Source organism: Pseudomonadota bacterium, from assembly GCA_018823285.1.
Taxonomy (GTDB): Bacteria; Desulfobacterota; Desulfobulbia; order Desulfobulbales; family JAGXFP01; genus JAHJIQ01.
Map to the genome: position 1 here is coordinate 1 of JAHJIQ010000078.1, position 13,609 is coordinate 13,609.

The 13,609-nt window shown below is 52.5% G+C and carries 14 protein-coding genes; 1 reads left to right on the forward strand and 13 read right to left on the reverse strand.

Translation table 11 applies throughout. The features are described from left to right. The first annotated feature begins 304 nt into the window (after positions 1-304). On the forward strand, positions 305-697 hold the full coding sequence (locus KKG35_17035; protein ID MBU1739837.1) for a prepilin-type N-terminal cleavage/methylation domain-containing protein: 393 nt from the start codon (positions 305-307) through the stop codon (positions 695-697). A gap of 37 nt (positions 698-734) precedes the next feature. Here KKG35_17035 and KKG35_17040 read toward each other — a convergent pair whose 3' ends face one another. The 13 genes from KKG35_17040 to KKG35_17100 form a co-directional block, all read right to left on the reverse strand. After that, positions 735-2,651: a hypothetical protein gene (locus KKG35_17040; GenBank protein MBU1739838.1), complete on the reverse strand. Its 1,917-nt coding sequence runs from the start codon at positions 2,649-2,651 to the stop codon at positions 735-737. A gap of 7 nt (positions 2,652-2,658) precedes the next feature. Continuing rightward, on the reverse strand, positions 2,659-3,903 hold the full coding sequence (locus tag KKG35_17045; GenBank protein ID MBU1739839.1) for a type II secretion system F family protein: 1,245 nt from the start codon (positions 3,901-3,903) through the stop codon (positions 2,659-2,661). A gap of 2 nt (positions 3,904-3,905) precedes the next feature. Beyond that, positions 3,906-5,546, reverse strand: a complete 1,641-nt coding sequence (tadA, locus tag KKG35_17050) for a Flp pilus assembly complex ATPase component TadA (protein ID MBU1739840.1) — start codon at positions 5,544-5,546, stop codon at positions 3,906-3,908. A gap of 3 nt (positions 5,547-5,549) precedes the next feature. Continuing rightward, complete coding sequence (locus tag KKG35_17055) at positions 5,550-6,530, reverse strand: AAA family ATPase (GenBank protein ID MBU1739841.1); 981 nt, start codon at positions 6,528-6,530, stop codon at positions 5,550-5,552. After that, positions 6,496-7,860: a hypothetical protein gene (locus KKG35_17060; protein ID MBU1739842.1), complete on the reverse strand. Its 1,365-nt coding sequence runs from the start codon at positions 7,858-7,860 to the stop codon at positions 6,496-6,498. Before KKG35_17060 ends, KKG35_17055 begins: the two co-directional genes overlap by 35 nt. Beyond that, the gene (locus tag KKG35_17065) at positions 7,857-8,333 is read right to left on the reverse strand and encodes a hypothetical protein (GenBank protein ID MBU1739843.1); all 477 of its coding nucleotides are present in this window, start codon (positions 8,331-8,333) and stop codon (positions 7,857-7,859) included. Before KKG35_17065 ends, KKG35_17060 begins: the two co-directional genes overlap by 4 nt. Further along, positions 8,330-8,995, reverse strand: coding sequence for a hypothetical protein (locus tag KKG35_17070; GenBank protein ID MBU1739844.1), 666 nt, complete (start codon positions 8,993-8,995; stop codon positions 8,330-8,332). The genes KKG35_17065 and KKG35_17070 overlap by 4 nt, the downstream gene beginning before the upstream one ends. A gap of 11 nt (positions 8,996-9,006) precedes the next feature. Further along, the gene (locus KKG35_17075) at positions 9,007-9,564 is read right to left on the reverse strand and encodes a hypothetical protein (GenBank protein ID MBU1739845.1); all 558 of its coding nucleotides are present in this window, start codon (positions 9,562-9,564) and stop codon (positions 9,007-9,009) included. 6 nt (positions 9,565-9,570) lie between these two features. Next, entirely contained in the window at positions 9,571-10,725 is a 1,155-nt protein-coding gene (locus tag KKG35_17080; GenBank protein MBU1739846.1) for a hypothetical protein, read from the reverse strand. 2 nt (positions 10,726-10,727) lie between these two features. Next, positions 10,728-11,399, reverse strand: a complete 672-nt coding sequence (locus KKG35_17085) for a hypothetical protein (GenBank protein MBU1739847.1) — start codon at positions 11,397-11,399, stop codon at positions 10,728-10,730. A gap of 221 nt (positions 11,400-11,620) precedes the next feature. Then, positions 11,621-12,220 (reverse strand): prepilin-type N-terminal cleavage/methylation domain-containing protein, encoded by a 600-nt coding sequence (locus tag KKG35_17090; protein ID MBU1739848.1) that lies wholly within the window; start codon positions 12,218-12,220, stop codon positions 11,621-11,623. 190 nt (positions 12,221-12,410) lie between these two features. Next, complete coding sequence (locus KKG35_17095; protein MBU1739849.1) at positions 12,411-12,791, reverse strand: hypothetical protein; 381 nt, start codon at positions 12,789-12,791, stop codon at positions 12,411-12,413. Further along, on the reverse strand, positions 12,781-13,609 hold an 829-nt coding region (locus KKG35_17100), incomplete at its 5' end, for a prepilin-type N-terminal cleavage/methylation domain-containing protein (GenBank protein MBU1739850.1). The genes KKG35_17095 and KKG35_17100, both read right to left, overlap by 11 nt.

The following is a 13,609-nucleotide window of genomic DNA, read 5'->3' on the forward strand; positions in this document are numbered from 1 at the left end:
AGGTGCATCGGATTTCTCCTCTCTGTCATGGTTCTGTCGGGAAACAAAACCTTAACAAAGTTGGTTAAATCCGATGCTTTTTCTTTTTCATGCAATTACAGCCATTGATTGATTTTCAACTTTTTTACGAATGAACCAAATATTTCTATTTTTTATTTTGAGTTGGCCGATTTGTTTGTGGTAGAACTTAATATGCTGCGCATTTTCTGGGAATCAACCGATTATGAATTGACGATAAAGCTTAAGTTGAGCAGCTGGTCTGCTCGGACGAAACTTATACCCGAAGGGTGAAAAGGAGGCTGGTATGTCACGTAACGAGAAGGGTTTTACCTTGATAGAGCTGGTGATGGTAATAGTGATTCTCGGCCTTTTGGCCGCGGTGGCTGTTCCTAAATATCAGGATTTAAGAACAGAGGCCGCCCAGGCATCTGCCGAGGGTGTTTACGGAGGGGCAAACGCAGCTACGGCTATAAATTTCGCATCCAGGCTTTTCAGCCCGACCGGTTCCACGGCTATTACCGATGCAACTTCTCTGATTGCCGCCATGGAAGGGCTGCCTGACGGGTGGTCTATCAATGGTGGTACGCTGTACAGTATTGCCGATTCGACATTCGTAATAACTGTGTCTACAGCTGAAGCACCTGTTGGAGGAACGATCCCTACCCAGAAAGCAGTTCTGACAAAAGCCGGTTTCTGATAATTATCCGTTAGTTATTTTCGAGCCCCGCCTGATTTTATTCAGGCGGGGCTTTTCTGTTTGGCATTACCCCTTTTGATTCAAGAAAATCCCGCACCTTTTCTGCGCTTTTTTTATCCCCGCCGGATTCAAGCATCAGATAAATCATTTTCCAGATGTTGTAATTCTGTGGATATGTCCGGGTCATTTCCAGAAAGAGCTCATAGGCGGGCTGGATCTTGTTTCCTTTCAGATAGGTCTTTGCCAGTTCCAGTTGCAGACGTTGCCGGATGTAGAGCTGGCTTCGGGCCTCGTTTCGCAATGCTTCCTGGAGGAGCTGTTCTGCTTCGGGAAACTTGTTTTCTCCGGTCAGAATATTCGCACTGAGGATTTTCCCCTGGTAGCTGAGTTTTTCGTACTCTTCAAGCTTGTTTATAATTGATAATACCTTTGCCGTCTCGCCCTGCTGCAGATAGATCAGGCCGATGAAAAGGAAGGTGTGTCTGAAGGCGCCGAATTCGTCGGCGACTTTCCTGAATGAGACCAGAGACTCGTCATGTCTGTTCAGGTAGAAGAGGGTATATCCCCGGTTATAGAGGAGAAGCTTCCGGTCTTCAGCAAGGGTTGCCATCTCCAGCCCTTCATCAATCGTTTGCAGTGCTGCGGTAAACCGTCCGCTGTCAATCAGGGCGGCGGCGGTATTGTTCTTGGCCCTTGCGGTTCGTGCGCCACGTTCAATATTTTCCTGCCAGAAACTACGGGTCTCATTCCATTCGTCATTTCTGGTGATGGTCCAGTAGGAGAGAAGGGCGATCAGCATGATCAGAATCACCCCGGTTTTTCTTCTGACACTCTCAGGGATCAGACTGAATATCGCAAAGGGCAGAAACAGGCTCGGCAGATAGAGGCGGTGGATGAAGGCGAGTTCCAGATTGACAAAGCTTGCCTCCGGACCCCCGGCCAGGAAGAAGAAGAGTATCCCGAAGGAAAAGTCCGGGCGGATTTTGCGGATCCTGACTGCCAGGGTGAGGGAGGCAATGATCGCCGCAAGACCGGCCAAGGTGGTCCATGGTGAAAAAAGGGTGGTCGAAACAGGCACATTATAGGTCAGGTGCAGTCTTCCGGGCAGAGGGAAAAGAAAAAGGGAGAGATAATGCCAGAGGATCCGCCACTGGGTCATGACCCGCTCCCATGGGCTGAAGTTCCGGTTCGGGTAGGTGGCGCTCCAGTCCGGCATGCTGCCCTGAAGATAGCATAGTCCCAGAATGAACATCAGGGCGGCAGCAGTCGCAAGCGGCAGCAGGTTTTTTCTGAACTTGTCGGGATAATAGATGTAATCAAGGAGGAAAAGGGCTGCCGGCAAAGTGATAACGGTTTCCTTGCAGGCCATACCGGCTGTGAAAATGACAAGGAATGCCGGCGCGAAAAAACTGGTCCGGAACGAACCATTTCTCCAGAGCAGAAAGATATAAATTCCCGCCAGGTAGAAAAAGGCGGCCATCGAGGTCATCCGCTGGACAATGTAGGTGACTCCCTGGGTTTGGACCGGATTCACTGCCCAGAGCGCTGCCGCCCAGAATGCATATTTTGCCGAAGCCGGGTCGTAACGGTCATTTCCCTGGCCAGGAGGAGCGTGTAGGGCCGAAATAAGAAGAAGGAGCAGGTAAAGGAGGAGCGCATTCAGAATGTGGATGGCGATGTTGAAAATATGGAAGCCGAAGACATCAAGCCCGGTCAGCAGGTGGTTGACGGCGAAGGAGAGCATGGCCAGCGGTCTGGTCCCGGAAACTCCTGATCTGAAGGCATTCAGCAGATCTGCCGGGGTTTCGGCATGGACACTCAGGTTCAGGACGATATTCGGCATATCATCAAAAATGAAAGGCACATCCAGGGAGGGGATATAGATGATCGCCGTTAGCAGGGTGAGAACGGCAATGTGCAGGAGGTTGTCCCGGGAGAGGTTCAATCGATGCATGATTCCATCAACCGCGCATGACGCTCATGATATTCCACATGGGCAGGAAGATGGAAAGCGCGATGAATGCCACCATGATTCCCAGAAAAAGAAGCAGGAACGGTTCAATCAGGGTTGCCAGGTTTTTGATGGTGTAATTTGTTTCATCGTCGAAATAGTCGGCCACCTTGCCCATCATTTCATCGAGCTGCCCCGACTCTTCGCCGACCGCAATCATCTGGACCACCATTGGCGGGAAAACTTTGAATTTATCCATGGCGGAATGGATATCCATTCCCTCGGAAACATCGGCCCGGACCTTTTCGAGACTCTTGAACAGGACCAGGTTGTTCAGGGCGGAACCTGCCAGCTGCAGGGTCTTGATGATGTTGATGCCGCTTTCGGTCAAGACCGCAAAAACCCGGCAGAACCGTGACATGTAGATCTTGATGGAAAGGTCACCGAAAACCGGAGTTCTAAGAAGGAGCCGGTCCCTGATCAGCCGGACTTTTTCGTAATTCAGCGAGACCCGGTACATGATAATCACGGCAACAATAAAAATGGCGATCGCCAGATAATATTCGGCAAAAAAACCGCTTACTGAAATCAGGATTCTGGTCGGCAGCGGCAGGGCCACTTTGGCGTTGGCGAAAAGGCTTGCGAACTTCGGGACCACGAAGGACATCAGGATGAAGACGGCGATGAAAATTGCGGTGATGACTATTTTAGGATATCTGGTTGCGGCTTTGATCCGTTCATGAACATCTTTTTCGTTTTCATAGAGGGCGGCCAGGTAGTTGAATGAACGGTCGAGTGTGCCTGACTCTTCGCCGACCTGGATCACGTTCAGAAAAAGCTGGTCAAAGACCTTGGGATAATTGGCGAAGGAATCACTCAGGCTGGAACCGCCTTCAATGCTCAAGCCGGCTTCCGCAAGAATGTTTCGGAGAACCGTGTTGTTGACCTGCTTGGCCATGATATCAAGCGACTGAAGGATGGCCACTCCGGCCCGGAGCATCGTGGAGATCTGGCGGCACATGAGGATGCGATCATCGAGGGTGACCCCCCGTAATTTCTCGATGGTGGTCGGGGTGCGGTCGCCTGCGGCTGGAAATTGGCCGAGGCCGTCATTCTCGGAAACGGCTTCGATATTGACAGGGGTCAGCCCGTTGTGTCCCAGCCAGGATTCGACATCGGAGATCATCTCGGCGTTGAATCGTCCCGAGCTTATTCTGCCGCTGGCATCGATGGCTTCATAATAAAAAGGGGGCATCGTTAATCCCTGACCTCCATGGCGACCCTCAAGACTTCTTCAAGAGAGGTCTGACCACTGATTACCTTGAGGATTCCAGATCGTCTGAGAGTGACCATCCCCTCTGAAACAGCCAGACGATAGAGTTCGTGGGTGGAGGCTCGTTCCATAATCAGATCTTCCAGGGCCGAACTGAGAGACAGGACTTCGTAGATGGCGACCCGGCCCTTGAAGCCTGTGTGATCGCATCTGGCGCAGCCCTTGGCCCGGTAGAAGGTCAGTTCCGGATCATAGTCGATTCCCAGCTCTTCCTGCAGGGTTTGCGGCGGGTTGAAAGGTTCCCGGCATTTTTTGCAGAGCACCCGCACCAATCTCTGGGCGATTACCGCCCCAAGCGCGGAAGAGATCAGAAAGGGCGGGATTCCCATATCAATGAGCCTGGTCACCGCGCCGCAGGCATCATTGGTATGGAGGGTGGAAAGGACCAGATGTCCGGTCAGGGCAGCCTGGATCGAAATCTCCGCAGTTTCAACATCGCGGATCTCGCCGATCATCACCACGTCCGGGTCCTGTCTGAGAATTGAGCGCAGGGCCGAAGAAAAGGTGAGATCGGCCCGAGGATTCACCTGGACCTGGTTCACCCCCGCCAGTTCATACTCGACCGGGTCTTCGACGGTGACGATGTTTTTGTCGACCGAGTTGATCAGGTTCAGGGCCGAATAGAGGGTGGTGGTTTTGCCACTGCCGGTGGGTCCGGTCACCAGAATGATTTCGTGGGGGTTATAGAGATGCTTTTCAAAGAGTTTCTGTTGTTCCGCTTCAAGGCCCAGATCCCGCATGTCGATCTTGACCTTGGATTTGTCCAGCAGACGCATGACGATCTTTTCGCCGTAATTGATGGGCAGGGTGGAGACCCTGACATCAAAATCACGCCCTGAAACCGGGATTTCGAAACGCCCGTCCTGTGGTTTCCTGCGCTCACCGATGTCCATCTGTGAGATGACCTTGATCCTGGAAACGATGCTCGGATGCAGTTCCGAGGGAAACTCCTTCACCACCCGCATCATCCCGTCAACCCTGAATCTGACCCGCAGACTTTTCTCGTTTGGTTCAAGGTGGATGTCGCTCGCCTCTTCGCGGACCGCCTGGAGCAGCATGTCGTTCACCATCGTGACCGCTTCGGACTCTTCGGCGCTGCCTTCCATGGAGATGATCGGGGCATCGGTGTTCGCATAGAGACGATCGATGGCGGAGACGACCCGTGATTCAACGGCCACGCAGGGGACAAGCTTTTCCTTCAGATGTTTGGTCAGTTCATCGGTGGCGAAGATGTTCAGCGGGTCGGCAAAGGCCACCAGGATTTCGCCGGGTTTACGGCCGATGGCGACAACCTTGAATTTTCGGGCCATCAGTTCCGGGATGGCGGTAACGATCTCCGGGTCGATGACGATTTTTTCCAGATCGACAAACGGCATCCGGAGCTGGGTTGCCAGGGTCCTCGCCACCGCCACATCGTTCACGAAACCGAGTTCCTGCAGGGCCATGCCCAGTTTGATCTCCCGGTCGGAAGCGTAGGAGAGGGCCTGATGCAGCTGGGTCGCGGTCAGGAGCCCGCCGTCAACGAGGATGTCGCCGAATCTCTTTTTAGTTTTTATCTGGGCCATAGTTTATCTTTCCAGCCAGGTCAGGAACAGTTCATGGGGCCTGGTTACAATGAATGAAAGGGCGATGAGCAGCGCAGCCGCCAGCGGTATGAACCACCTGCCGGAAGACAGTTTTCCGAACCACCCCTTTTTCTTCAGATGCAGCGATTCTGCGGCCTCCAGGATCACTTTCCTGTTGAAATCCCCCTGCCTGGCATAGGAAACCAGGAGCACCCTGCTCATCAGTTTGTTGATCAGCCTGGGCACCCCGCCGGAATAGCGCCAGAGTTCGCGGCGGGCCTTCTTGTCGAGCCGCAGATCACCACGGCCCGCTTTGTTCAGCCGGAAATGGACGTAGAGGGCCATCTCCTTTTCCGTTAAAGGATAGAGGGTCTCCATCACCGTCACTCTCTGCAGAAGCTGGCGGAGATGTTTCTGCTCTACTTTTACCTTCAGTTCCGGCTGGCCGACCAGAATGATCTGCAGCCATTTGCTCTTGTCCGATTCAAAATTGGAGAGCAGTCTCAGCTGTTCGATACTTTCATCGGGCAGATTCTGCGCTTCATCAATGATGATCAGGAGTCTCTTGCCTTTTTTAGAAAGTGTGAACAGGTAGTTGTTCAGGATTCGCAGCAGATGATCCAGGCTCATCCTGCTGTGGCCCCGTTCTTCCAGGCCGATATCACAAAGGATGGCCAGGAGCAGCTGTTTCGGGGTCAGGTGCGGGGAGACCAGAAAAGCCGTTTCGAATTCGAGGTCCAGTTCGCCCATCAGCATTCTGAGCAGCATGGTTTTGCCGGTCCCCACTTCCCCCAGGGCGATGATGAAGCCGTCTCCCTGTTTCAGGCCGAACTTGATGGTTTCGGCCAGGGAAGTATGATTTCCCGAGGCGTAAAAGAAGTCCCGGTCCGGGGTCATCCGGAACGGGTCATCATTGAAACCGAAGTAGGCGAGATGGTTCATGAAAAGATCACCAGTCTTTGTCAGCCCCTTCCTGCGGGGCATTTTTCTCGCCGGTTGCCGCTCCCTGCGGTTCGGATGAATCCGCGACCGCAGACTCGACAACAGGTGTCCCGACTTCGGAGAACATGGGTGACATGTTGATAATTCTGGGGGTGATGAAGACCAGCAGCTCCGATTTTTCCTTGTTGGTCGATGAGTTTTTAAAGAGGTTGCCAAGGAGCGGGATGCTTGAGAGGCCCGGCACCCTGCCGGATTCGCTGTCTTCGGACTGCAGCAGAATGCCGCCGATCACCACGGTGACGTCATCTTCAAGAAAGAGATTGGTGGTGATCGACTGCTTGTTGATCAGCGGCTCGCTGCCCACCAGATTGGTCTGGTCCACACTGTCGTTGGTGACCACCACATCGAGGACGATATAATTGTCCCTCAGGACCCTTGGGGTAACCTGGAGGCTTAAGTTTGCCTCGCGAAAGGAGGTGTTGATCAGGTCGCCGGACTGGGTGACATAGGGAACTTCCTTGCCCTGTTTGATCAGAGCCTGCTGCCCGTCCATCACCAGGATTCTCGGGGCGGAGAGTATTTTCAGCTTGTCATCCTCCTGCAGGGCCTGCAGGTCAATGGAGAGATCAAGATTGTCGCGGATAAAACCCACGGCCAGATTGGATGAGCCGCTGATCGAGAGATCCGAGGCAGCGCTTACCGGATTATTGGTCTTCAGGTTGTCATAACCCCATTTAATCCCGAGCTGCCGCTTGGCGTCCTGGGAGATGGAGACGATCCTCGCCTCGATATGGACCTGGGGCACCGGCTGATCGAGTTCGGCCAGGATCTGTTTTACTCTGGCCACATTTTCGGAACGGTCCCTGACGATCAGGCAGTTGCCCCGATTGGTCACGGTCAGTGAACCGCCCTTGTCCAGAAAAGGTTTTAATTTTTCCACATGGTCTTTGGCGTTGCCGAAGCTCGTGCAGAATCTGTCGGTAATGACGTCCTTGAAGCCTTTCTGGAAATCGGTTTCCCGTTCAATGAAGATGATGCCGTTTTTTTCGGCATAATGGAGATTTTTTGCCTCGACCACAACCTGGAACACTTCGTATAGGGTCAGGTTTTCCATATCGATGTCGATGGTGTCGTCAATCTTGTCATCCACATAAATATTTATTCCTCCCTGCCGACCGATGGCCTGCAGTAAAGTCTTTACTTTCAGCTCCTTTGTTTTCAGTGAAGCGGGCTGGTTTTTTAGTTTGTCGAGGGCCGACTCCTGGGAGAATACCGGTGCTGTCGAAGCGATGAGAAACGACAGCAATGCCAGGAGGAGCGTTGCAAACTGTCGGATAGTTCTGTTCTGTCTGTTCATGGGGATCTCGTTCATTTTTTCCCGCCTGAGTTCTCTTTCTTTAATTCAATAAATGGATCCGGGAAACGAAGTGTCCGGCTGGTTTTCCGATTTGCAAGGATCACGCTGTCCTTCTCGATGCTCTGGACTCTTGCTCCGTCGATGGTTTCTCCCTGTCTCAGGGGCTTGTTGTTGATGATGGCCACCGGTTCCCTGCCGGTCCAGAGAATGCCGTTCAATTTAAAATCGGCAAAGGGGTCTTTTTTACTGCCTTCATCTCTCTCATCAAATTTCCGCAATTGCTCAAGGGGCCAGATGAAAGGGTCCCGGGCCGGGACCAGGGAGTTGTCGCTCCTGGTTTTGGCCGGTAGCCGTTCAGGTCTGACCACCAGGGTCTCCGGCGCTTCCTCCGCAATTGCGGGGAAAGGGCTTGCCGCAAAGAACAACAGCACAAGCGCGACGGCTGACTGCAAGCGGAAATATGTGAACATTGGGCCCGTGGAGGTCATTGTGAATCCTTGAGCAGAATTCTGCTGACCATGAGGGAAAAGTGCAGAGTTTCATCGACTGCATCCTTTTCATCGCTCACGGTTGTCAGTTCCAGATTGTCGATTTTGGCAATCTCAGGGCTGTTTTCTATATATTGCAGATAGGTCACCACATCGTGATAGCTCCCGCTGCCGGTCAACCTGGTCGGATGTTCTTCAAACATCTCAAGAGATCTCTTCTCTCCCTGAATCATCTGGGTCAGGCTCTTTTCAATGCTGAACGGAGCGTAAGGGGTCATGGTGAAGAGAACCTTGTTGAACCTGCCGGCGTCACCGATGGAGCCCCATTGTTCGCGCTGCAGTTTTTCGCGGAGTTTGAGGATGGAGATTTCTTCCTGCAGCATCTTTTTCCGGGTCTGCATCTGGGTGATGAGTGGCACAATATTTTTGGTCGAATCCTCTGTTTTGGTTGCCGAAACTTCTTCTTTCTGGGCAATTTTATCGGCAAGTTTTTTAGCTTTGGGTGCGATCAGTACCGCGTTGGCCGCGTAATATACGGCAAAGCAGGTCAGAAGACCGAGAACAATGATCCTGAACTGGTTCATGGCTTCCCGGTCGTTCCGGAGAATGAACTGGAACTGGCGGAGGTGCCTGGTGATCTCGTTCAGCTGTAGTTTTTTCATCTCGGAAGTATCTATTCCATGGTGAAAGTTATTCTGAAGTTGAGACCGTCGGAGCCTTTGCCTGCCATCCGGTCGACTTCATTGAGTACCGCGTGGCGGATGAAACCGTCATCCGCCAGGTCTTTGACCAGAACAGGGAGGTCCTGATATTTCATGGCCACACCTTCAACGGAGCCCAGGCTTTCCTGAAACGAAATCCTGTTGCATTTCACTGAAGCGGGCAAGGAGCCGGAAATAATATTCAAAGCCCTGGTGTAGTATCTTTTCCTGCTTCTGATCGACTCGATTTTAGCGACCTCGCCGGCAATTTTGTCTTTCTGCTCCGCTAGAGTGCTTATCTCCTCAGCCAGACGCTGTTTGCTGGCGAGGATGATGTTGGCCTGCAGCTGTTTTTCCTGCAGGGCGCTTTTCTCGCGCTCTGTATTTGCTATTCGCGATTCGATGATTCTGATCTCGATAAAAACCGAGGCCAGAACGATACCCATCAGAAGGAGCAGAATCAGCGGGGAGATCACTTTCAGTGTCTCCGAGAGGGGTTTCTGCGGTACGAGATTTATCCTCTGCAGCATCTTTCCTTACCTGGCAGCGGTGCCGATACAGATCGCGCGTATAAGATCCGGACACTCTTCGGTTCCGGCGGCTTCAGTCAGGGGAGCAAGCTCGGCGTTGATGGTGGAGCGGGTGATTTCTCCCATATTGTCGAAGAACGTCGTCGCGCCACCGATAAACACCTTGTTCAGTTCAGATCCTTTCAGAATCGAGGAGAAGTAGTCTCTGGTCCGGATCATTTCAAGGCCGAGAGAGTTGATGTATTCCGGCCATGTATGGTCTTTTTCTACCGGGAAGGTCTCGGTCGAGAAGTTGTCTTCATCATTCTCCGCTGAAAACTCATCAGCATTCGGGATTTGCTCAAATACCGGCGGTGCAGGTGCGGGTGCTCGCCCACCCCGGGGTGCGAGGAGGAAATCCGAAAGAATCGAATCGTCTTCGACAAGGAACGGATCTTCATCTGCTTCGGCAGATTCGGTACTGTCTACCGGTTCGGCTTCCGGTAAGGGTTTATCCAGTGTCTTTTCCTCTTCATCAAGTGAAAACGGGGACTTGGGCGGTTTGCCTTCAACCGATCTGACAAGTTTCAATTGGCCGTTTTCGTATATGGCGTGAGACGAGTGATCGGGCCAGACCAAGGAACAGAGGGCCGTTTCCCGGCCGGAAAGTTTGCCGCTCAAGGTAAGATAGGAAAAGGCGGCAAAGACATCGGGCTCCAGGTATTTCAGTTCCAGTTGTTTTCTGGCAAGTTCAGAGCGCATGGTGTTGAAGACCTTTGCCGGGAAAAGATAGGCGGTGATTTCCAGATGGTCTTTCTGTCTGCGGGTGATCTGCCAGTCGTAAATAAAATCCTGGAGCGGCTTGTCCAGTGCTTTTGCCAGGTGGTAGGGAATCGCTTTACCGACAGCCTCTTCAAGCATCACCGGCATCGAGACGGTGATGGTTTTGAAGAGATAAAGCGGCAGGGCCACGGAAACGGTGCCTTTACGCGCTGAAACTGATGAGAGGAGGCGGTGGAGGGTCACTTCGTTGCCGGGGGCGCCCTCGGTGGAGGAGAGAATTTTGAGCTCAGGTTCTAAAAAACCAGGTTTGCTGATCACTTCAGCCAGAATTGTGAGTTCGGAATTGCCGGAAAGGGCAAAGGTCGGCTTTTTGGCAATTTTCGCAAAGGGCAGTTTCATAGTCAGTTCAGGCTCCGGGGGAACAGTTCGCTGTCTGGAATACTTCGCGAAAACCAGGAGTGGCCGGTTTCCTTTGCTTCCCTTGCTTCCTTGCGGATTTTCGGCCCGAAGGAGTTGTCGATGATGCCGGATTTCTTCATGATCAGCAGATTGTCCAGGAGAGCCTGATTTTCCGGATCGATCCGCATCGCTTCCTCCAGATACCTTTTGGCCGGTTCAAAGAGCCCGAGTTCGGCAAGCGCCACACTGATGTTGATGAACGGTTCAATCATCTCCGGGTGTTGGCGGATGATCCCGTCAAGAAGATAAATCCCGCGCCAGTGTTCGTTTTTGTCGATCAATCGTGCGGCCAGATCGTTCAGCTCTTTCGGCCCGCCCTGCGGCAGGAGAATTGACGCTTCCACCGCACCCGGTGATTTTTCCGGTGAATCTGAGGAGACCCCGCTCATATTTTCGGCTTTCTGGTGGACATTCTTGCTGTCTCCGGATTGCAGAATCAGAGGGCCGACAAAATAGACAAGGGCGAAACAGGCAACAGCCAGGGTTAGAACAAAGAGAGCCTTTTTCCGCTTTAGCTCCGTGGTTGTTCCCGAAGAGGCGTTTGTTCCGCTTCCTGATACCTGGTAAGACTCGTTGCGCCTGATCTGTTCCAGGGTGTTGAAAAGCTTGCTCAAATTGTATCCCCTTGGCGGGGCGGTCTTCAGGGCCCCGATATTGTAAATCTCTGTCTGAAATCCCGGCTCTTCAGCTCTACTATCAATCAAATGCAAAATGCAAAATGCAAAATGCAAAATGAAGGCAGCGTATGTGTTGTAAATTACTTTTCACTTTGCGTTTTGTTTTCACTCTTCACTCTGCATTCTAAACTCTTAACTCCCGGCTTATCAGCCGGGCATCACCAGCGAGACGGTCTTTCATCGGCCGAATCGATATTGTCGGTAAATGGCCGGTCGTCATTAAGATAGAAAACCGCCCCGACGACCCTCCCGTTTTCGTCCCGTTCGTTACCTGGATAATAGGCCCAGCAGGTGGCCTCATTGGCTTTACGGATCGGGGCGCTGATATCTGCATAGGTACGGGGGGTCACTCCGGAAGGGTTCTGGGCCATGGCCGGGGTCATGTCGGGCAGGCCGCATTTCGGCAGGGCCTTGTTGATCTCGTTGGAGAAGATCTCGCTTCTGACCAGCCGAAGATGGCGGAGCGCTTCGGGCCTCGTTTCCAGGTTCAGTTCGTTGGCCTGAATCTCTTCGAGGGTCGGCCAGTCGGGGTTGTCACCCTCAATGCCGGTGTTGATTCCGGAAGTGAGGATCTTGGCATGGGCAAGTTCTACGGCGCCCCTGATCGCGGCAAGCCTTCCCTTGACGGCGGCAATCTTCGCCTCTTTCTGCATATTCAGGTAGTAGGGGATGGCCGTTGCCGAGAGAATCCCAAGGATTATGATGACGATCAACAGCTCCAGCAGAGTGAAGCCCCGCTTGTTTTTGAGTTGGCTCATACGTTCCTCGCAAGACGGTGATGGTTGTATGTGTCTTAAATCATTAGATAAAAATGTATTTAGACAATGGAATGTGAGGTTTCATCTGTTGCCATTCCAGTAAATAAGGTTCTTAACTACCTGTTATAATAAAAAATTTATCACAAAATTTTTGTGAAAAGCAAATTATCCGGCAAAATAATTGCATCATTTACAGGATATATTTCACCTCGATGGTCCTTGAGATGGTGGTGCCGGTAATTGAACCCTGAACACTTAAAGTTGAGGGGTTACCGGCGCCTCCCCAGTTTTCTATAATCGTTGAAGTTACATTCTGAACAACCGGATTGGGTGCAGCGCCGAAACCGCCGCCTCCATCATGGTAGAGGATTGTTAAATGACCGGTCGCCTCGGCTGAGTATAATGCCTGGGCCCAGCGGTAATCATCCGCCGAAGCCACGGTTGTGGTTGCAATATTTCTGGCGATCAGGACCCCGAACAGGGCGAGAATCACCACTGCGAACATGGCGGCCACCAGGCCGATGCCTTTCTGATCCCTGAGAATGGTGGGAGTATTTGTTTTAAGGTACATTTCGGACGTGGACCTCCTTATGGAAAGCGATCGCTTCGCCATTACGGGTGATGGTGAAATCAATCGTGACGACTGCATTTCTGGTCAGGGTCCCTGCGGTGTAGCCGAAGGTCAGGGCCGTTACATTTCTGGCCAGCGGCTGCGGAATTGCCCCGGTGAGATCTGCGACAATGGTGCCAAGATTTCCGCTGTTGATTGGAGACTGGGAGCGTTCCAGGGTGGTGCCGTTCAGGAAATATCTGATCGCGCGATCAACCGCGTAATATCTCTTTTGCGGAGAAGAGCGGGGAGGGGGCATGTTTTTTGACAGGGTCATCGGCGGACCGGCCGGGTTCACTATGCCATAGAGTCGGTGAGTCGCGACCACGGTAAAGTCAGCCCAGTCGCGATTGTAGATGGAGACGACTTTGCCCACGGGCAGGACGCCTCCGGAGAGATCGGTGATGGTGGAAGTTGGCGGGTTTTCCTGATACATGCCGAAGATATTGGAGGCAATATTCATCGCCTGCTCATCGATCATCCCGAAACGAAGATCATTTGCCGCTGCCAGATCAATTGCATTGGGCACGGCATTATGGATCTCCCGCTCCATCCTGACCAGGGCGATTTTCCCTTCCTCGTAGATTGAAATCCGGCTGTTGGTGGCGTTGAAGCCCTCGAAGCCTTTGCTGATGAAATCGGCGCCCATGACCCCGAGAATGCCGAGGATCACCACCACCATGATCAGTTCGATCAGGGTGAAGCCTTTTTCTGAAAGGCAGAAGTCAGACGTCAGGAGACGGGAGCCAGGGGAAAGACTCTCTCTATTTCTCGTTCCC

Excerpts from the sequence above, each read along its gene's own strand:
- KKG35_17035 (MBU1739837.1), top strand. The coding sequence starts at position 305 with ATGTCACGTAACGAGAAGGGTTTTACCTTGATAGAGCTGGTGATGGTA.
- tadA (MBU1739840.1), bottom strand. The coding sequence starts at position 5,546 with ATGGCCCAGATAAAAACTAAAAAGAGATTCGGCGACATCCTCGTTGAC.
- KKG35_17075 (MBU1739845.1), bottom strand. The coding sequence starts at position 9,564 with ATGCTGCAGAGGATAAATCTCGTACCGCAGAAACCCCTCTCGGAGACA.
- KKG35_17080 (MBU1739846.1), bottom strand. The coding sequence starts at position 10,725 with ATGAAACTGCCCTTTGCGAAAATTGCCAAAAAGCCGACCTTTGCCCTT.
- KKG35_17040 (MBU1739838.1), bottom strand. The coding sequence starts at position 2,651 with ATGCATCGATTGAACCTCTCCCGGGACAACCTCCTGCACATTGCCGTT.
- KKG35_17045 (MBU1739839.1), bottom strand. The coding sequence starts at position 3,903 with ATGCCCCCTTTTTATTATGAAGCCATCGATGCCAGCGGCAGAATAAGC.
- KKG35_17090 (MBU1739848.1), bottom strand. The coding sequence starts at position 12,220 with ATGAGCCAACTCAAAAACAAGCGGGGCTTCACTCTGCTGGAGCTGTTG.
- KKG35_17060 (MBU1739842.1), bottom strand. The coding sequence starts at position 7,860 with ATGAACGAGATCCCCATGAACAGACAGAACAGAACTATCCGACAGTTT.
- KKG35_17070 (MBU1739844.1), bottom strand. The coding sequence starts at position 8,995 with ATGAAAAAACTACAGCTGAACGAGATCACCAGGCACCTCCGCCAGTTC.
- KKG35_17055 (MBU1739841.1), bottom strand. The coding sequence starts at position 6,530 with ATGCCCCGCAGGAAGGGGCTGACAAAGACTGGTGATCTTTTCATGAAC.
- KKG35_17065 (MBU1739843.1), bottom strand. The coding sequence starts at position 8,333 with ATGACCTCCACGGGCCCAATGTTCACATATTTCCGCTTGCAGTCAGCC.
- KKG35_17095 (MBU1739849.1), bottom strand. The coding sequence starts at position 12,791 with ATGTACCTTAAAACAAATACTCCCACCATTCTCAGGGATCAGAAAGGC.